16 protein-coding genes are annotated in these 19,061 nt (G+C 56.8%); 5 read left to right on the forward strand and 11 right to left on the reverse strand.

Annotated elements, in window-relative coordinates; translation table 11 throughout:
* Nucleotides 1-154 precede the first annotated feature (154 nt).
* Both ybfE and ybfF read right to left on the reverse strand, forming a co-directional pair.
* Nucleotides 155-442 carry a LexA regulated protein gene (gene ybfE, locus UR289_RS01960; RefSeq protein ID WP_028019455.1) on the reverse strand — a complete coding sequence of 96 codons (288 nt, stop codon included), beginning with the start codon at nt 440-442 and terminating at the stop codon, nt 155-157.
* Between the two features lie 128 nt (nt 443-570).
* Nucleotides 571-1,344 carry an esterase gene (ybfF, locus tag UR289_RS01965; RefSeq protein WP_320709083.1) on the reverse strand — a complete coding sequence of 258 codons (774 nt, stop codon included), beginning with the start codon at nt 1,342-1,344 and terminating at the stop codon, nt 571-573.
* Nucleotides 1,345-1,527: 183 nt separating this feature from the next.
* Here ybfF and seqA point away from each other — a divergent pair, with 183 nt between their 5' ends.
* Together seqA and pgm are read left to right on the forward strand one after the other, a co-directional pair.
* On the forward strand, nt 1,528-2,076 hold the full coding sequence (seqA, locus tag UR289_RS01970; protein ID WP_008501070.1) for a replication initiation negative regulator SeqA: 549 nt from the start codon (nt 1,528-1,530) through the stop codon (nt 2,074-2,076).
* Nucleotides 2,077-2,100: 24 nt separating this feature from the next.
* Nucleotides 2,101-3,741 (forward strand): phosphoglucomutase (alpha-D-glucose-1,6-bisphosphate-dependent), encoded by a 1,641-nt coding sequence (pgm, locus tag UR289_RS01975; RefSeq protein ID WP_320709084.1) that lies wholly within the window; start codon nt 2,101-2,103, stop codon nt 3,739-3,741.
* A 104-nt stretch (nt 3,742-3,845) separates the two neighbouring features.
* Here pgm and potE read toward each other — a convergent pair whose 3' ends face one another.
* From potE to kdpF, 9 genes are all read right to left on the reverse strand, one after another.
* Nucleotides 3,846-5,159 (reverse strand): putrescine-ornithine antiporter, encoded by a 1,314-nt coding sequence (gene potE, locus UR289_RS01980; RefSeq protein WP_014831099.1) that lies wholly within the window; start codon nt 5,157-5,159, stop codon nt 3,846-3,848.
* A complete protein-coding gene (gene speF / locus UR289_RS01985) occupies nt 5,156-7,354 on the reverse strand; it encodes an ornithine decarboxylase SpeF (RefSeq protein WP_320709085.1) in 2,199 nt (732 codons plus the stop codon). Before speF ends, potE begins: the two co-directional genes overlap by 4 nt.
* Nucleotides 7,355-7,608: 254 nt before the next feature.
* A complete protein-coding gene (speFL, locus tag UR289_RS01990) occupies nt 7,609-7,713 on the reverse strand; it encodes a leader peptide SpeFL (protein ID WP_003858645.1) in 105 nt (34 codons plus the stop codon).
* Nucleotides 7,714-7,992: 279 nt separating this feature from the next.
* Entirely contained in the window at nt 7,993-8,670 is a 678-nt protein-coding gene (gene kdpE / locus UR289_RS01995; RefSeq protein WP_008501074.1) for a two-component system response regulator KdpE, read from the reverse strand.
* Nucleotides 8,667-11,354, reverse strand: a complete 2,688-nt coding sequence (kdpD, locus tag UR289_RS02000; RefSeq protein ID WP_320709086.1) for a two-component system sensor histidine kinase KdpD — start codon at nt 11,352-11,354, stop codon at nt 8,667-8,669. The genes kdpE and kdpD overlap by 4 nt, the downstream gene beginning before the upstream one ends.
* Nucleotides 11,355-11,930, reverse strand: a complete 576-nt coding sequence (gene kdpC / locus UR289_RS02005; RefSeq protein ID WP_033144943.1) for a potassium-transporting ATPase subunit KdpC — start codon at nt 11,928-11,930, stop codon at nt 11,355-11,357. It abuts the gene before it with no gap.
* Between the two features lie 12 nt (nt 11,931-11,942).
* Nucleotides 11,943-13,991 (reverse strand): potassium-transporting ATPase subunit KdpB, encoded by a 2,049-nt coding sequence (kdpB, locus tag UR289_RS02010; RefSeq protein WP_039261299.1) that lies wholly within the window; start codon nt 13,989-13,991, stop codon nt 11,943-11,945.
* Between the two features lie 18 nt (nt 13,992-14,009).
* The gene (gene kdpA, locus UR289_RS02015) at nt 14,010-15,689 is read right to left on the reverse strand and encodes a potassium-transporting ATPase subunit KdpA (RefSeq protein WP_048981056.1); all 1,680 of its coding nucleotides are present in this window, start codon (nt 15,687-15,689) and stop codon (nt 14,010-14,012) included.
* Nucleotides 15,689-15,778 carry a K(+)-transporting ATPase subunit F gene (gene kdpF / locus UR289_RS02020; protein ID WP_014069365.1) on the reverse strand — a complete coding sequence of 30 codons (90 nt, stop codon included), beginning with the start codon at nt 15,776-15,778 and terminating at the stop codon, nt 15,689-15,691. Before kdpF ends, kdpA begins: the two co-directional genes overlap by 1 nt.
* Before the next feature lie 308 nt (nt 15,779-16,086).
* On the opposite strand from kdpF, the gene UR289_RS02025 reads away from it, so the two are divergent.
* The 3 genes from UR289_RS02025 to UR289_RS02035 all read left to right on the forward strand — a co-directional run bounded on the left by UR289_RS02025 (nt 16,087) and on the right by UR289_RS02035 (nt 19,058).
* Entirely contained in the window at nt 16,087-16,293 is a 207-nt protein-coding gene (locus UR289_RS02025; protein ID WP_023310781.1) for a YbfA family protein, read from the forward strand.
* Nucleotides 16,294-16,891: 598 nt separating this feature from the next.
* A complete protein-coding gene (gene phrB / locus UR289_RS02030; protein ID WP_320709087.1) occupies nt 16,892-18,304 on the forward strand; it encodes a deoxyribodipyrimidine photo-lyase in 1,413 nt (470 codons plus the stop codon).
* Between the two features lie 10 nt (nt 18,305-18,314).
* Entirely contained in the window at nt 18,315-19,058 is a 744-nt protein-coding gene (locus tag UR289_RS02035; RefSeq protein WP_023310783.1) for a type 2 GTP cyclohydrolase I, read from the forward strand.
* Nucleotides 19,059-19,061 lie beyond the last annotated feature (3 nt).

Consider the following 19,061-nt stretch of genomic DNA (forward strand, 5'->3'; position numbering starts at 1 on the left):
AGTAAAATAACCTCTTGAAACTTAATAGTATGGTGGCGCAATTCGGCCACGGATAAGGGCAATAATAGCAGAACTGGCAACCCTGCGGAAACAGCTATCGCGCAGGACTGCACTCTGTGCTACATGAAAAGGGTGAGAAAGGGGATTTTCAGACTTATGCCTGGCTGCGTAACGTCTCAAGCTGGACGAGCAACATCTCTTCAATGAGCTCGCTGCGGCTGATATTTCGCGCGTCAGCCAGCTCGTTCAGCGCGTCGACGGCGTCGGCGTTAAGCTTCAGTTCGACACGCTTAAGCCCACGATTTTTATCGCGTTTAAGCTGGTTGCGTTTATTGATACGCAGCTGTTCATCGCGCGAAAGCGGATTCGTCTTGGGTCGTCCCGGGCGACGCTCATTCGCGAACAGATCTAGTGTCGTACGGTCCGTTTGTTCTTTGGCCATGATTCTGAGACTTCGGGGGAAACACGCCGCCCTGCTAATGCCCGGGCGATAAGCGCGCCATCATACATCACCAAAAACGGCACGCCAACGACTGGAAGCCCGCAGCCTTCCAGTCGCTTTCTTTTTAATCAATTTGCAGTATCAGTGAGATAGCGGCGAATGGCGCGCAGTACAGCATCCGGTTTTTCCGCATGCACCCAGTGCCCGGCACCGGCAATCACGTGGGCGCGAGCCTGCGGGAATTGGGCCAGCAGCGTGTCGCGGTACGCGTCGGTAACGTAAGGCGAGTTTCCACCGCGAATAAAGAGGGTAGGGTGTGGCCAGGCCGGGACGGTTTCCCAGCCCACGATGTTATTGTACTGCTCCCAGAGTACCGGCACGTTAAAACGCCATTGGCCGTCAACAAACGACTTCAGCAGGAACTGCACGACGCCTTCTTCATCAAGATGCTCACGCATGACGGCAGCCGCCTGTTGGCGCGTCGCGACACCCGCTTCTGTGACCGCATTGATGGCGGCAAAAATCTCGTCGTGACGGCGGACGTCATAATCCACGGGCGCGACGTCAATCACCACCAGGCCGCTAATACGGTCCGGGGCCAGTGCCGTCAGGGCCATCACCGCTTTGCCACCCATTGAATGCCCGATGAGGGTCACCTTTTGCAGGTCGTTGGCATCCAGCGTATCCAGCAGATCCTGCGCCATCGCCTTGTAGGTCATCTCGTCGGAACGCCCGGAAAGACCGTGATTGCGCATATCGACCTGTAAAATATCGTGGTCGGTAACCAGATCGCGCGCCAGCACGCCCAGGTTATCCAGACTGCCAAAAAGCCCGTGAACCAGTACGATGGGAGAATTATTGTTCGGCGATTGTGCAGTTTGCGCTCGGGTATTCAATTTCATGGCAAAGTTCTTTTTTTACGTATGTCAGGTTAGGGTATCATGTTGACCATTCTGCCGCCCGGCTGCAAGGTTCCAGTTTAATCTGACTTTTGCTGCCAACCTGGTTTGACGCTATCCGCTGTTGGGATTTGACCTTATAATCCCAATGACTTGTATTCAGATAAGATATCGCACTGGATTAAGATGAAAACAATCGAAGTTGATGACGAACTCTATCAGTATATTGCCAGCCAGACGCGGCATATCGGGGAGAGCGCGTCCGACATTTTACGGCGCATGCTTAAAATTTCCGCCGCTTCACAGCCTGCTACCCCAGTCACCAAAGATGTCGTGTCTCAGCCGAGCGTTGTTGCACAAGCAAAACCTGCCGTGACGCCGGCAAAAGATAAAGTGCGCGCGATGCGCGAGCTGCTGCTCTCCGATGAATACGCGGAGCAGAAAAAGGCGGTTAACCGCTTTATGCTGGTGCTGTCTACACTTTACTCACTGGATAACAAAGCGTTTGCTGAAGCGACCGAGTCGCTTCACGGCCGTACTCGCGTCTACTTCGCGGGCGACGAGCAGACGCTGCTGCAAAATGGCAATCAAACCAAACCTAAACATGTTCCTGGCACCCCGTACTGGGTGATCACCAATACCAATACGGGCCGCAAGTGCAGCATGATTGAACACATCATGCAGTCCATGCAGTTCCCGGCGGAATTGATTGAAAAGGTTTGCGGTACAATTTAACCCTTGCATCAGAAGGACCCGGTAATGGCAAATCACAGCCGTGCAGGCCAACCTGCACAACAAAGCGATTTGATTAACGTCGCTCAGCTGACCGCGCAGTATTACGTGCTGAAACCGGTCGTGGGCAACGCAGAACACGCAGTGAAGTTTGGTACATCTGGTCACCGCGGCAGCGCGGCGCGCCACAGCTTTAACGAACCGCACATTCTGGCCATTGCTCAGGCCATTGCGGAAGAGCGCGCTAAAAACGGCGTTACCGGTCCGTGCTATGTGGGGAAAGATACCCATGCCCTGTCTGAACCGGCGTTCATCTCTGTTGTGGAAGTGCTGGCGGCAAACGGCGTCGATGTGATTGTTCAGGAGAACAATGGCTTCACCCCGACGCCTGCGGTCTCTAACGCCATCCTGGTGCACAACAAAAAAGGTGGCGCGCTGGCGGACGGTATCGTTATCACGCCATCCCACAATCCGCCGGAAGACGGTGGTATCAAATACAACCCGCCTAACGGTGGCCCGGCCGACACTAACGTCACCAAAGTGGTGGAAGATCGTGCGAACGCGCTGCTGGCTGACGGTCTGAAAGGCGTGAAGCGTATTTCTCTGGATGCTGCCATGGCGTCCGGTCACGTGAAAGAGCAGGATCTGGTTCAGCCGTTCGTGGAAGGGCTGGCGGATATCGTCGATATGGCGGCCATCCAGAAAGCCGGCCTGAAGCTGGGCGTGGATCCGCTGGGCGGCTCCGGTATCGAATACTGGAAACGTATCGCCGAGCACTACAAGCTGGATCTGACCATCGTGAACGATCACGTCGATCAGACCTTCCGCTTTATGCACCTGGATAAAGACGGCGCGATCCGTATGGACTGCTCATCCGAGTGCGCGATGGCGGGCCTGCTGGCGCTGCGTGATAAATTCGATCTGGCGTTTGCTAACGATCCGGATTATGACCGTCACGGTATCGTCACGCCTGCCGGGCTGATGAACCCGAACCACTATCTGGCTGTTGCAATTAACTATCTGTTCCAGCACCGCCCGCAGTGGAGCAAAGAGGTGGCCGTCGGTAAAACGCTGGTTTCCTCCGCGATGATCGACCGCGTGGTCGAGGCGCTGGGCCGCAAGCTGGTGGAAGTGCCGGTCGGCTTCAAATGGTTCGTTGACGGTCTGCACGACGGCAGCTTCGGTTTTGGTGGTGAAGAGAGCGCAGGCGCATCTTTCCTGCGTTTCGACGGCACGCCATGGTCAACCGATAAAGACGGCATCATCATGTGCCTGCTGGCGGCGGAAATTACCGCGGTCACCGGTAAGAATCCGCAGGAACACTACAACGACCTGGCGGCACGCTTTGGTGCACCAAGCTATAACCGTATTCAGGCTAGCGCGACGTCAGCCCAGAAAGCGGCCCTGTCCAAACTCTCTCCGGAGATGGTCAGCGCAAGCACCCTGGCAGGCGATCCGATCACCGCGCGTCTGACGGCGGCACCGGGCAACGGCGCATCCATTGGTGGTCTGAAAGTGATGACTGAGAACGGCTGGTTCGCCGCGCGTCCGTCCGGTACGGAAGATGCGTATAAAATCTATTGCGAAAGCTTCCTCGGCGCTGAGCACCGTCAGCAGATTGAGAAAGAAGCGGTAGAGATTGTCAGCGAAGTGCTGAAAAACGCGTAAGTGCGGTATGGGTGCGGGCTGATGCCCTCACCCCGGCCCTCTCCCACAGGGAGAGGGAGAAAACACTAAAAACGGCAACCCCTGGGTTGCCGTTTTGCTTTTACCTAACTATGTTTGTTCTTCAATTCAAACCGTGGTGACACCAGACCGTACAGCGTCCAGCCCATAAAGGTCACCATTGCCCCGTAGAGCATCGCTTCCTGGCCGGATGAGTAGAGCGCATAGAAGCTGTAGATTGCACCGATCAGCGCCACGATATTGGCCGCACGCGCTTTGCGTGGATCCACCTTCGCTACCTTCTGAATGATCACCAGCGCTGCCATCGACAGAATATACGGAATGATGTTCGTCACCACCGCCAGGTTGACCAGCACGTTGAACTGGCTGTTCAGCGACGGGCTAATGGTCATCAGCGACAATCCGCTCTGGAAGATGACAATCGCCAGCATCCCCTGCACCGGCGCATCCGCTTTGGTCACGCGGGAGAAGATTTTTGGGAAGTAACCTTCATCAGCCGAGGATTTAAACACCTGTGCGATGGTGAACTGCCAGCCGAGGAGTGAACCGCAGCAGGACATCACCATCAGCCCCATGATCACTTTCCCGACCTCAGGCGTGAACATCTGCGCGAAGGCCAGACCGAACGGCGCCGTAGAGTTTGCCAGATCCATGTTTGGCACAATCCCGGCAATCACGTTAGTCGAGACGATATAGATCACCGCCGCGCCCAGCGTGCCGCCGAGGACCGCAATCGGCACGTTCTTCTCCGGATTCTCTACCACTTCCGCGTTCGCGCAGGCGGATTCCAGACCCAGGAAGGCCCAGAGCGTCATGGCGATAGAAGAGCCGACCGCGGTAAAGAACGGCACATGGTGCGGGTTCCAGGAGTTGGCGTAGAGCGTCGGGCTAAACCAGAACCAGCCGATGATGCACAGGCCAACAACCGGGATAATCACGCCCCAGACGGTGATGCTGGAGAGCTGTCCGGTGATACGCGCGCCGCCAAAGTTAGCCACGGTACAGATCCACAGAACCCCGATGGTCGCCAGCCCAATTTGCACCGGGCTGAGTGTCGCGCCAAACAGCTCCGTACCGTAACCCACGGCGGAGATGGCAATCGCCACGTTGGCGATCAGCAGCGACACCCCGTAGGTATAGTTGGCCATAAAGTTGCCCGACTTGCCAAAAGCGTATTCGGCATAGCCGCCCATGCCGCCTGACTTACGGCTGAACATTCCGCACTTGGCAAACGCCCAAGCCAGCGCCATTGAACCGACTGCCGTCACCAGCCAGGAGATGATAGAGATGGTGCCCACCTCTGCCAGTTTGGTGGGCAGCATGATAATCCCGGAGCCCATCATGTTCACCATGGTGAGGATAGTCAGCTGCACCACGCCCATCTTATTGGACTTACTCATAATTTCTCTCCTTTCAGCAGCGCGGGCTGAGCGGCGGGTTGTTTGATGACGTTACAGCGAACCTGCTTGCGACCCTCACACTCCTCGACGTACACACCCTGCAGCTCCGGCGCGAAGCCCGGCAGCAGATTGATGCCTTCTTCCAGCGCGGCAAAGTAGCGCAGCACGGAACCGCCCCAGACTTCCCCTGGGACAACGCACAGCACCCCTGGCGGATAAGGGAGCGCGCCTTCGGCGGCGATGCGGCCTTCCGCGTCGCGCAGGGAGACCAGTTCAACCTCACCGCGCAGATAGGCGTAGTTCGCGTCCTGCGGGTTCATCATCACGCGTGGGAAGTGAGACTTGCGGAACATCTCTTTCTGCAGCTGTTTCACGTTGTGGCGGGCGTACAGGTCATGCATTTCCTGGCAGATCTGGCGCAGGGTGTAATCCGCGTAACGTTCCGGATGTTGTTTGTAGAGAGAAGGCAGGACGTCTTTCAGCGGAACATCGCTCTCGAGCAGTTTTTCGAAGCGCAGCAGCTGCGCCACCAGCTGCTGCAGTTTGCCCATATCTTCCGCAGGCGTGAGCAGGAACAGGATCGAGTTGAGATCGCATTTTTCCGGCACGATGCCGTTTTCACGCAGGAAGTTGGCGAGGATAGTGGCGGGCACGCCGAAGTCGTCATACTCCCCGGTGCGGGCGTTAATACCCGGCGTGGTCAGCAGGAGCTTGCACGGGTCGATAAAATACTGATGCTCAGCGTAGCCTTCAAAAGCGTGCCAGTTTTCACCCGGTACGAAGTGGAAGAAGCGCAGATCGGTCGCAATTTCCGCCGTGTCCCAGCTTTCCCATGGACGGCCATCCACCGTTTCCGGCACGAAGGGGCGCAGATACCGGCAGTTCTCCAGGATCAGCTTGCGCGCTTCGATACCGTTCACCACGCAGTCCATCCACATGTTGCGGCCGCTCTGGCCTTCGTGCATACGGGCGTTGATGTCCAGCGCAGCGAACAGCGGATAAAACGGGCTGGTGGAGGCGTGCATCATAAAGGCATTATTCAGGCGCTTATGCGGGACATAGCGCTGTTGCCCTTTTATGTGGCTGTCTTTCTTATGGATTTGCGAGGTCTGCGAGAAGCCGGCCTGCTGTTTATGCACGGACTGGGTGACCAGGATCCCCGGATCGTTTTCGTTCAGCTCCAGCAGCAGCGGAGAGCAGTCGGCCATCATCGGAATAAACTGCTCGTAACCCACCCAGGCGGAGTCAAACAGGATGTAATCACACAGGTGTCCAATCTTATCCACCACCTGACGGGCGTTATAGATGGTGCCATCGTAGGTACCCAGCTGGATCACCGCCAGACGGAACGGACGTGCATCGCGTGCACGGCCAGGCGCCACCTCAGCCACCAGCTCGCGCAGATAACTTTCTTCAAAGCAGTGGGCGTCAATGCCGCCAATAAAGCCGTACGGGTTGCGCGCGGTTTCCAGATAGACCGGCGTTGCGCCAGCCTGGAGGAGGGCACCGTGATGGTTGGATTTGTGGTTGTTACGGTCGAACAGTACCAGGTCGCCCGGGGTGAGCAGGGCGTTAAGCACCACTTTGTTGGATGACGAGGTGCCATTCAGCACGAAGTAGGTCTTATCAGCATTAAAGACTTTTGCCGCATGCTGCTGGGCGATGCACGGTGCGCCTTCGTGGATCAGCAGATCGCCCATCGCCACGTCGGCGTTACACAGGTCGGAGCGGAAAAGCGTCTCACCAAAGAAATCGACAAACTGATTACCGGCAGGATGACGGCGGAAGAACTGACCACCCTGATGTCCCGGGCAGTCAAACGCGCTGTTGCCCTGCTTTACATAATCGACAAGCGCGCGGAAAAACGGCGGGCGCTGCTGGGTTTCATACTTCAGCGCTGCCGCTTCCAGCTGGCGTCCATAAAAGTCGTTGCTGGTGTCTGAATACTCAAATACGCCGTGAATGCGCGATAAATAGTCTGCCGGGATGAACTCTTCTTTGTGCGTCGCGACAAAAACAGGAATGCCAAAACCGGTGGCTTCTATTTCGTCCAGGATACCGCTGGCAATATCCGTGACCGCCAGAACAATGGCGGCAACGTCAATATAATCAGAGGCGCGGACATCTACCAGTTCACGCTGGGTAGTAAAGCAATCCGGACATGCACGGCTGGCTGCGATTTTTAAACTTTTCATCTTTCTCTCTTTATTTTAGGTAATAAGCGTCCCTCGATTTCTTGCAAGAAAGAAATCGATAATTTACCGGAAAAAAAGCAAAGGGTGGCCGCTGATTAAAATCAGTGAATTGCTTTTTTGATGATTGAAATTCAGTCCGCCCGGTGCGGATGAGTCTGAATTAAAATGAATGAGCGCACGAGTTCACAGGCAATGGCCTGTAAAATAAGGTGTTTCAGGACAACCTGTAAGCGAGTGCGCCAGAAGTCGAAGGACTACCGGGCATTAAAGAGATGAAAGTCAAAGCAGTTTCGGTGGGCAAACATCATGATATGTGTTGTCCGCCTTATATGGGGCATTAAGCGATTGTTGTTTTCCATGTTTCATTTTCCTTTCAGTAATTGAAAGCATGGTCATTTTATCCAGGGAAAGACGATTAACCGTGAGGTAGATCACCGTTAACCGATCAAATCAGAAATAAATATTCGTTTTAGATGAATATCGCAGATCAAAATTCTGATTTGTTGATGATGCGTTAACAGGTTGTGTTGTCAATGTTTTAAATGAGCGAAAATAGCCCGTAAAAATAATTTATGGGTTATTTGTGAAATATTGTCTGAGGGATTTCGTTTTTATTTAAAAATAAAATGAATAGTTATTCAAAGCATAAACCGATAACCGATACCGGTTTCAGTTAATAAATGGCGGGGGCGAGCGGGGTCAACTTCGAGTTTCTGACGAAGGTGTCCCATATATATGCGTAAATAATGACTATGTTCCACCGCGTTGGGCCCCCACACCTGACTTAACAGCTGGCGTTGGGTGAGTACCTTGCCGTGGTTGTTGAGCAGTACGGCGAGCAGGCGAAATTCTATTGGCGTCAGATGGATTTCTTCTTCACCGCGCACAATACGCCGCGCGGCCAGGTCAACCCGGATATCCCCAAACGTGTAGGTTGGGTCAGCTGGCGTGGTTGCGCTGTGGCGACGCAGCGCCACGCGAAGGCGAGCCTGAAGCTCGCCGATACCAAAAGGTTTAATCAGATAGTCATCTGCACCGGCATCCAGCGCCGCGATTTTATCCGTCTCTTCAGTACGCGCGGAGAGCACGAGGATCGGCATCTGGCTCCACTGACGCACTTCCCGGATAAAATCGATGCCGTCGCCGTCCGGCAGACCAAGATCGAGGATCACCAGGTCCGGCTTGCGGGTGGCGGCTTCAATTAAACCCCGTTGAAGCGTGCCCGCATCATGAACGCGCAGACCGTCCCCTTCCAGCGCAGCGCGCAGAAAACGGCTAATGGCGATCTCATCTTCAACAATCAGAACGTTGATCACAAATCCTCTGGTAATTCATTAAGTTCTGGCGGGGTTTCCAGAGGAAGTGTAACACAAAACCGCGCGCCGCCTTCGGGGCGATTCTCTGCGGAGATGGACCCGCCATGGACGTCAATGATCGCCTGGCAAATTGCCAGCCCCAGCCCCACGCCCGGAATGGCCGACTCCTTATTGCCGCGAGCGAATTTTTCGAAAATAGCCAGCTCCTGCCCGCTGGGAATGCCGGGTCCGGTATCCCAGACGTCAAGGTGAAGCGTGCCGTCGTCCACTGTCGCATCCGCGCCAATTTGCGCGCTGGCGCCCGCATATTTGCCGGCATTTTCCAGCAGGTTGATCAGCACCCGTTCAAACAGCGGACCATCAACGTGAATTAAGGTCAGGGGCTCGGGCATGTTCAGCGCAATATGCCGCCCGCCCAGGCCGGGTTCGAGCATTTTCAGGGCGCTGCCCACCACCTCTTCAAGCGTGAGCCACTCTTTTTTGAGGTTAAAACCGCCTGACTGGATACGCGCCATATCGAGCAGGTTATTCACCAGACGCGTGGTATTCAGCACATGCTGGCGGATCTCGCTGGCCTGAAGGGCGTGTTTAGAGCCTTCCGCCGCCAGGTCCAGCGTCAGGATTTCTGACTGACCAAACAGGACGGTGAGCGGGGTTCGCAGATCGTGAGAGAGCGCCGCCAGCAGCGAGTTACGAATGCTTTCACGCTCGCTCGCCAGCCGGGCCTGTTCTTCGCTGGCGGTGAGGGCCAGCCGCTCCAGCGCGCTGGCAACCAGCAGCGTAAAGGTCTCCAGCAGCCGCTGCTGTTCGGGGATCATCAGCTGGCGCAGGTTTGAGGGCTCAACAATCACCAGCCCCTGATTTTTATCGGCGCTGCGCAGCGGCAGAATTTGGTAGGGCACGCCGGGCAGGGTGTCGGTCCCTGCGCCCGCCGGTAGCCCTTTATCAAAGCTCCAGCGCGCGATGGCTTCGTCCCAGGGCGTCATGCCTGAGGCCGACGTCAGCGGGCGCAGCTTGCCGTGTTCGTCCGGGAGCAAAATCAGGTTGCTGGCATGAAACGTCGAGCGAATGAACTGCTCGCTGGTCTGCACGATATCCAGCGGCGTGCGGCCCACCGCCAGCGATTTCGACATCTCATAGAGATGCCGCGTGCGCTGTTCGCGATAGCGAGCAATACGCGCCTGGTAGCGCACGCCCGCCGTCAGATTCCCGATCACCAGCCCGACGGTGAGCATCACCGCGAAGGTGAGAATGTACTGCACGTCCGACACGGCGAGCGTCCCGCGGGGGGCAATAAAGAACAGATCGAAGCTGATGACGTTGATCACCGTCGCCAGTACCGACGGCCAGCGCCCGTAAAAGAGCGCCACCACCACCACGCCAAGCAGGTAGATCATCACCAGGTTGGCGGCATCAAACGCGATCAGCCACTGGCTGGCAATCACGGTAATCAGGGCGCAGAGCACGACGGCGACAAGACAGCCGCGCAGCTGAATGCGCCATTTATCGCTGAAGGCACGGCTGTCCGGCGCGCGGCTGGGTAACGGCGTGGGCTTATCATCCAGCGCCACGATCACCAGGTCCAGATCCGGTGCGCGGCGGGCCAGCTTGTCGGCAAACGATTCGCGGCTAAACCAGCGGCGATGCTGGCGACGGCCAATCACGATTTTCCCCAGATTGTGCTCACGGGCGTAGCGCAGGATGGCTTTATCTTCCTGAGGGTCGGAAAGGGTGGCGGTTTCGGCACCGAGCTCCTGCGCCAGGCGAAGCGAACTCAATATCGCGCGGCGCTGGTTCTCGGGGAGCGCGTGCAGCTGCGGCGTTTCGACATACACCGCATGCCAGACGCTGCCAAATTTAGCCGCCAGGCGGGCAGCGGTGCGGACAAGCTTTTCATTGCCGCTGCCGTGCCCTACGCACAGCAGGATGGCATCTCGCGTATGCCAGACGCGCTCCTGGCCCTGCAGATCGCGCCAGGCGCGCATCTGATCGTCGACGCGATCGGCAGTACGACGCAGGGCCAGCTCGCGCAGGGCAATCAGGTTGCCTTTACGGAAGAAATGTTCGATGGCGCGCTCGGCCTGGCCGGCGATATAAACCTTGCCTTCGTGCAGGCGCTGGCGCAAATCGTCGGGGGGCAGGTCGACCAGCACCACTTCATCGGCGGAATCAAAGAAGGGGTCGGGCACCGTCTCGCGCACCTGAATGCCGGTCACGCCGCTGACCACGTCGTTCAGGCTCTCCAGATGCTGAACGTTAACCGTCGTGAAAACATCGATGCCGGCTTCGAGCAGCTCTTCTACATCCTGCCAGCGTTTTGGATGGCGTGAGCCTGGCGCATTGCTGTGCGCCAGTTCGTCCATCAGGATAAGGGCGGGGCGGCGGGCGAGGGCGGCATCGAGATCGAATTCGGTGACTAGCCGACCGCGGTGGCTGATGCGGCGGGGCGGCTGGGTGGCCAGCCCCTTCAGCAGCGATGCGGTCTCTTTGCGTCCGTGGGTTTCTACCACGCCTATCAATATATCGAGCCCCTGCGCCCGAAGCCGCTGGGCTTCCGTCAGCATGGCGAAGGTTTTCCCGACGCCTGCGCAGGCGCCAAAGAAAATTTTCAGTTTGCCGCGATGGGCTTCGGCCGTCTGTTCAAGCAGCCTGTCCGGATCCGGGCGCATGGGCTCGTCGGTCATTTAGTTTTTCCTTAGCGCGTCCAGCGCCAGATTCAGCTCAACAATATTCACCACGGGCATGCCGATAAAGCTGACCAGCGGCTTTTGCGTGTGCTCTGCAACCAGCTGGCTAACCTGTTCGACGGTCAGCTGACGGGCCGCGGCGACGCGCGGGATTTGCCATGCCGCGGCTGCCGGCGTCAGGCTGTAGTCCAGCCCGCTGGCCGAGGCGGTCACCAGCTCTACGGGCACCTCACGGCTGGCCTGCGGATTAGCGGCGCGCAGGGCTGCCACGCGCTCAGCAACGGCTTTGTCCAGCTCGGGGTTGCTGCCCGCCAGGTTACTGCCGCCGGATGCCATCGGATTATACGGGCTTTCGGCAGTAGCGGAAGGGCGCCCCTGGAAGTAACGGGCATCCGTAAAGTTCTGACCAATCAGGCGTGAACCGCGGCTTTCACCGTTTTGCATAATCAGCGAGCCGTTGGCCCGATCCTTAAACCACCACTGTCCCAGCGCGGTGGTCACCAGCGGGTACAGCCCGCCGGTAATGAGAGACAGCAGAATAAACAGAAGTATAGCGGGGCGTAACATCGTCATTTGATTCACCTTTTAAACCAGGCCGAACAGCGTTAACAGCAGGTCGATAACCTTGATACCGATGAAAGGCACCACCAGCCCGCCCAGACCGTAAATCCACAGGTTGCGGCGCAGCATGGCGGCGGCGGTGAGCGGCTTATAGCTCACGCCTTTCAGCGCCAGCGGGATCAGGAAGACAATAATCAGGGCGTTAAAGATCACTGCGCTCAGAATGGCCGATGCCGGAGAGTGCAGGTGCATCACGTTCAACGCGTTTAATTGCGGATAGGTCGCAGCAAACGCGGCCGGAATGATGGCGAAATATTTCGCCACATCGTTGGCGATACTGAACGTAGTCAGCGACCCCCGCGTCATCAGCATCTGCTTGCCGATGTGCACCACTTCAATCAGCTTGGTCGGGTTTGAGTCGAGGTCGACCATGTTGCCCGCCTCTTTTGCCGCCTGGGTACCGGAGTTCATCGCCACCGCCACGTCGGCCTGCGCCAGGGCAGGGGCGTCGTTGGTGCCGTCGCCCGTCATCGCCACCAGACGGCCTTCCGCCTGATACTGACGAATCAATGCCAGTTTCGCTTCCGGTGTGGCTTCAGAAAGAAAATCATCCACGCCCGCTTCGGCGGCAATCGCCGCGGCGGTAAGACGGTTATCCCCGGTGATCATCACCGTTTTGATCCCCATTTTACGCAGCTGGGCAAAGCGCTCCTTGATGCCGCCTTTGACGATATCCTTCAGGGCAATCACTCCCAGCACGTGTGCCCCTTCGGCCACCACCAGCGGCGTCGCCCCCTGACGGGCCACGCTTTCGACCAGGCTGTCCACTTCCGGTGGGAAGTGGCCGTTGTTGGCCTCAATGTGGCGACGGATGGCGTCAACAGAGCCTTTACGGATCATGCGATCCTGAATGTTAATGCCGCTCATGCGGGTTTGCGCCGTGAAGGGCACGAAAGTGGCGTGCAGGCTCTGAACGTCGCGCTGGCGCAGGTTAAAGCGCTGCTTGGCGAGGATCACGATACTGCGGCCTTCCGGGGTTTCATCGGCAAGCGAAGAGAGCTGCGCGGCATCTGCCAGCGTTTTTTCATCCACGCCCGGGGCGGGCAGGAAATCTGACGCCTGGCGGTTACCGAGGGTAATGGTCCCGGTTTTATCCAGCAGTAAGACGTCCACGTCACCGGCGGCTTCCACCGCGCGCCCGCTGGTGGCGATGACGTTGGCACCGAGCATACGGCTCATGCCGGCTACGCCGATGGCTGACAGCAGGCCACCAATGGTGGTGGGGATCAGGCAGACCAGCAGCGCCACCAGCACCGTGATGGTGACCGCGGTGCCGCCATAGGCGGAGAACGGCCACAGCGTCGCGGTTGCCAGCAGGAAGACGATGGTTAAGGCCACCAGCAGGATGGTCAGGGCAATTTCGTTCGGCGTTTTACGGCGCTGCGCGCCTTCCACCATGGCGATCATCCGGTCGAGGAAGGTTTCTCCCGGGTTAACGCTACACTGGATCACCAGCCAGTCGGAGAGAATGCGCGTCCCGCCCGTCACGGAGGCGAAATCGCCGCCGGATTCACGGATAACCGGCGCGGACTCCCCGGTAATGGCGCTTTCATCCACCGAGGCGCCCCCTTCGATGACTTCACCGTCGCAAGGGATAATGTCACCGGCTTCCACCAGCACCACATCGCCTTTACGCAGTTCATCCGCCGGAACGTGGTCCATCTGCGCGCCGTATTTCGGTTCACGCAGCTTGCGCGCGAAGGCGGTTTTCTTCACCCCTTTCAGGCTGTTGGCCTGGGCTTTACTCCGGCCTTCCGCCAGCGCTTCCGCAAAGTTGGCGAACAGCACGGTAAACCACAGCCACAGGCTGATGGCGCCGGTAAACGTTGCATTTCCCGGCATGTGGCCCGTTCCCATGGCAATCGCCAGGGCGGTGGTCAGCACGCTTCCCGCCCAGACAATAAACATCACCGGGTTGTGCCACTGCACGCGCGGGCTCAGCTTTTTCACCGCATCCATGAGCGCCTGGCGAACTAATGACGGTTCGAACAGGGCCAGTTGTTTACGACTCATGACAATTTCTCCGCAAAATCAGCGTAAAGAGAGGTATTCCGCGACCGGGCCTAACGCGAGGGCGGGGATAAAGGTCAGGGCGCCGACCAGTAACACGGTACCCGTCAGCAGGCCGATAAACAGCGCGCCGTGGGTCGGTAATGTCCCGGTGGTGGTCGGTTGGATTTTTTTATTCACCAGCGATCCGGCAATCGCCAACACCGGCACAATGATCCCAAAGCGACCCACAAACATGCAGAACGCCAGCAGGCAGTTCCAGAACGGTGAGTTGGCGCTTAAGCCCGCAAAGGCGCTGCCGTTGTTGTTGGCGGCAGAGGAGACGGCATACAGCACTTCGCTAAAACCGTGAATGCCGGGGTTAAAGATGCCGCTGCGTCCGGCCTCGGTCATCAGCGCCAGCGCGGTGCCGAGCAGCACAAGCGCAGGGGTGACCAGAATCGCCAGCGCGGTTAATTTCATCTCGCGGACGTCGATTTTTTTACCGAGGTATTCCGGAGTGCGGCCAATCATCAAACCGGCAATAAATACCGCCAGCAGCACGAACAGCAGCATGCCGTAAAGACCCGAGCCCACGCCGCCAAAGACGACTTCGCCAATCTGCATCAGCCACATCGGGATCATGCCACCCAGCGCCGTAAAGGAATCATGCATGGCGTTGACTGCCCCGCACGAGGCCGCCGTGGTGACTACCGCATACAGGCTGCTGGCGAGAATGCCAAAGCGGCTCTCTTTACCTTCCATATTGATATTGCTGTTGGCCCCAAGCTGCATGAAATGGCCGTTGCCGCTCCATTCAGCCCACATCACCAGCGCCACGCAGACCACAAAGATCAGCGACATCGTCCAGAGCAGGGTGCGGCCCTGACGTCGATCGTTAACCACGTCACCAAAGGCGAAGCAGAGCGCGGCGGGGATCAGGAAAATCGCCAGCATCTGCACAAAATTGGTTAGTGCGGTAGGGTTTTCAAACGGATGCGACGAGTTGGCGTTGAAGAAGCCACCCCCGTTCGTCCCGAGCATTTTGATGGCTTCCTGTGACGCTACTGGCCCCATCGGCAGGAGCTGTTTTGCACCTTCCAGCGAGGTATAGGGCGCGTAAGGCATCAGGTTTTGCAGGGTGCCCTGCTGGATAAAGAACAGCGCGATCAGCAGCGCAATTGGCAGCAGGATCCACAGCGTAATGCGCGTCAAATCCACCCACGCGTTACCCAGGGTATTGATTTTCTGACGCGCAAACGCACGCGTCAGCGCGAAGATCACGGCGATACCGCTGGCGGCCGAGAGGAAGTTTTGCACGGTTAACCCGACCATCTGGCTGAAATAGCTCAGCGTTGTTTCACCGGCGTAGGACTGCCAGTTGGTGTTAGTGACAAAGCTCACCGCCGTGTTCAGCGCAAGATGCCAGGACAGGCCCGGTAACTGTTGCGGATTCAGCGGCAGGATGCCCTGCAACATCAGCATGGCAAAAAGCGCAATGAGCCCAACGATATTCAGCAGCAAAATGGCGATCAGATACTGACGCCAGTTCATCTCCCGATCGTCTATTCCCAGCACGCGCCAGATCCCTTTTTCAACGCTTCCCGTGCCGGGCAGAGGAACGTTGTTGATCAATCGTGCCAGTCCCGATCCCAGTGGCCTTGCCAGAATGAACAGTACCACTAAGAAGCTGGCAATAAGCAGAAACGCCTGAGCAGCCATCAGAAGGCCTCCGCATTAATCAGGGCATAGACCAGATAACCCAATAACAGGAACACCAGCACGATGCCGGCAATAAGACCTGCACTCACAATCCACCTCCGGGTGACTTTCGTTGTTGTACTAACGGTAGGATTTCCGGCGCAAAGATTTCGCAAAAATGGGGAGGGCGGGTGTAAAAAAAGTATAAAAATGACAAAGCCCACAATTTAACTATTGATAAGTAAACTGTTAACTTTTTTGTAACTTAATTACGGCGTGAATGTAAATATTCACTAAATGGGCAAAAATAAGTGGTCGGATGAGTAGTAAAATTACAAACAAAGCGATATTATTTTAGCCAGGTCACAGATTTTGAATTTTCCGGATGACGTTTCCGGCCAACTATAGGGGAGAAAATATGGATCTTTATAAAGAGTATCCGGCTCATATCGTGTTCTTGCGCCGCGCTTTCGCCGTAGTGGCTGGCGTGCTGGCTCTGCCGGTGATGCTGTTCTGGAAAGATCGTGCACGTTTTTACAGCTATCTGCATCGCGTCTGGGCGAAAACCAGCGAGAAGCCGGTGTGGATGGATCAGGCCGAGAAAGCGACCTGCGATTTCTACTGATACTAAGACTACACATAGCAATAAAAAAACCGCCACATTACTGTTGGCGGTTTTTTTGTCCCTCGGGATTCGCGGTCCGTTGGGTGGTCTTGCAGCCCCTACCCGGGATTTTTATCATACCCTCCTGTAAGCAGATGGCAATCCCTCGAAGCCTTTATAAATTCCTAATTTTATTCGAGTATATTACCTTCGCAGCGGATGTTAATTATGATGCTGCGTCCCTTTCCGCCATCTCGCAAATGGGCATCGGTCCTGGGAAAGGTGTACTTACAGCCGTAAAGCAACCCGCCTACCCGGGCTTGTGTCCACCGACTTATCACCGGTGGTGAACGGTGGAGCGGTTAGCAGCAGGGACCGCATAATGAAACGCTATTTTTGCATCGCGTTCATTGTCGCCAGCGTACTCGTTGTAAAGAGCGATGAACCTAATGGGTTTGTCGCGTTAACCACGATAGCGCAGGACAAGTAGCGCTAAGGCCGCTTCGGGCGGCCTTTTTTATTTCATCCCGTCTACACTTCATGGCAAAGTAGTTCAATGCATGCTTTTTCCTTTTACGGCATGCCCTTACGGACATAATGGATAATTGCCTGGAGTTTTATGCCCACCCATCTGGTTTGGTTTCGCGCGGACCTGCGCGTACATGACAACATCGCCCTTGCGGCAGCCTGCCGCGCCAAAGACGCTAACGTACTGGCCCTGTTTATGGCCACGCCCGAGCAGTGGCGGCAGCACGATATGGCCCCCCGGCAGGCGGCCTTGCTCCGGGCGTATCTGAACGATCTGCAGCACTCGCTCGCTGGAAAAGGCATACCGCTTCTCTATAAAGAGGTGAGTGATTTTGCCGCACAGCTTCAGACGGTGCAGGAGATATGTAAGCAGCACAACGTCACGCATCTTTTTTACAACTATCAGTACGAATTCAACGAGCAGCAGCGCGACCGTCAGCTGGAGAAAATGCTGGAAGGGATGGTCTGCGAAGGGTTTGATGACAGCGTGATGCTGGCACCGGGCAGCGTGATGACCGGCAACCACGAGATGTATAAAGTTTTTACGCCGTTTAAAAATGCCTTTATCAAACGTCTGAAAGAGGCGCTGCCGGAGTGCGTTGCCGCGCCTGCCGTGCGAGGCGAAGCCATAAAGGATCTGCCTGAGCTGACGTTTGATTACCCTCAGCAGCCGTTTGATGAAACGCTGTTCCCCGCCGATGAGAAAGCGGCAATCGCTCAACTGCGCCAGTTCTGCAAGCAGGACGCGGGATATTACGACGCGCGTCGGGATTTTCCCGCCATCGAGGGCACCAGCCGCCTGTCGGCCTGTCTGGCGCTTGGCGCGATCTCACCGCGCCAGTGTTTGCATCGTCTGCTGGCGGAGCAGCCGCAGGCGTTGGAGGGCGGCGCAGGGTCCGTCTGGCTGAATGAACTTATCTGGCGCGAGTTTTATCGCCATTTGATGACCTTTCATCCTGGTTTGTGTAAGCATCGGCCCTTCATTGGCTGGACCGATAATGTAAAGTGGCAATCGAATGATAAGCAGCTTAAAGCCTGGCAAAGCGGGCAGACGGGTTACCCGATAGTCGATGCCGCCATGCGTCAGCTTAATGAGACGGGGTGGATGCACAACCGCCTGCGGATGATTACCGCCAGCTTTCTGGTGAAGGATCTGCTTATCGACTGGCGTATCGGAGAGCGCTATTTTATCTCTCAGCTGATCGATGGCGATCTCGCGGCGAATAACGGCGGCTGGCAGTGGGCAGCCTCTACCGGCACCGATGCCGCGCCCTATTTCCGGATTTTCAATCCGACCACGCAGGGGCAAAAATTTGATGCGGACGGCGAGTTTATCCGCCGCTGGGTTCCTGAACTTAACGCTATACCTGCTAAAGCGATCCACGAACCGTGGGCATGGGCGGATAAACAGCGTGTAAAGCTGGATTACCCTCGTCCGATTGTCGACCATAAACAGGCGCGTGTCGCCACGCTGGCGGCGTACGAAGCTGCCCGCAAAGCATAAGAGAGTGATGATGAAAAACAGCGAACTGGAAAGCCTGATTAACGAAAAACTGAACAGTACCTCTTTCAGCGATTACGGCCCGAACGGGCTCCAGGTTGAAGGTCGTGAGACGGTGCAAAAAATTATCACCGGCGTGACGGCAAGCCAGGCGCTGCTGGACGAGGCCGTTCGTCAGAACGCCGACGCGGTGATTGTTCATCACGGTTACTTCTGGAAAAACGAATCGCCGATTATTCGCGGGATGAAGCGCAATCGTCTGAAAACGCTGCTGGCTAATGACATCAACCTGTACGGCTACCATCTGCCGCTGGATGCGCACCCGGAGCTCGGCAACAACGTCCAGCTGGCGCAGCTACTGGGGATTACCGTGATGGGGGAAATTGAACCGCTGGTGCCGTGGGGCGAGCTGGCGATGCCGGTTCCGGGGCTGGAGCTGGCATCGTGGATTGAAGCGCGCCTGGGCCGTCGTCCGCTGTGGAGCGGTGATACCGGTCCGGATACGGTGAAGCGTGTCGCATGGTGTACCGGCGGTGGTCAGGGCTTTATCGACAGCGCCGCGCGTTTCGGCGTCGATGCTTTTATCACCGGCGAGGTTTCCGAGCAGACCATTCATTCGGCGCGTGAACAGGGGCTGCATTTTTATGCGGCTGGCCATCATGCCACCGAGCGCGGCGGCATTCGCGCCCTCAGCGAGTGGCTGACGGAAAATACCGATCTGGATGTGACCTTTATTGATATCCCTAACCCAGCCTGACGA

Source organism: Enterobacter sp. 302C9 (assembly GCF_034106085.1).
GTDB classification, from domain to species: domain Bacteria; phylum Pseudomonadota; class Gammaproteobacteria; order Enterobacterales; family Enterobacteriaceae; genus Enterobacter; species Enterobacter asburiae_B.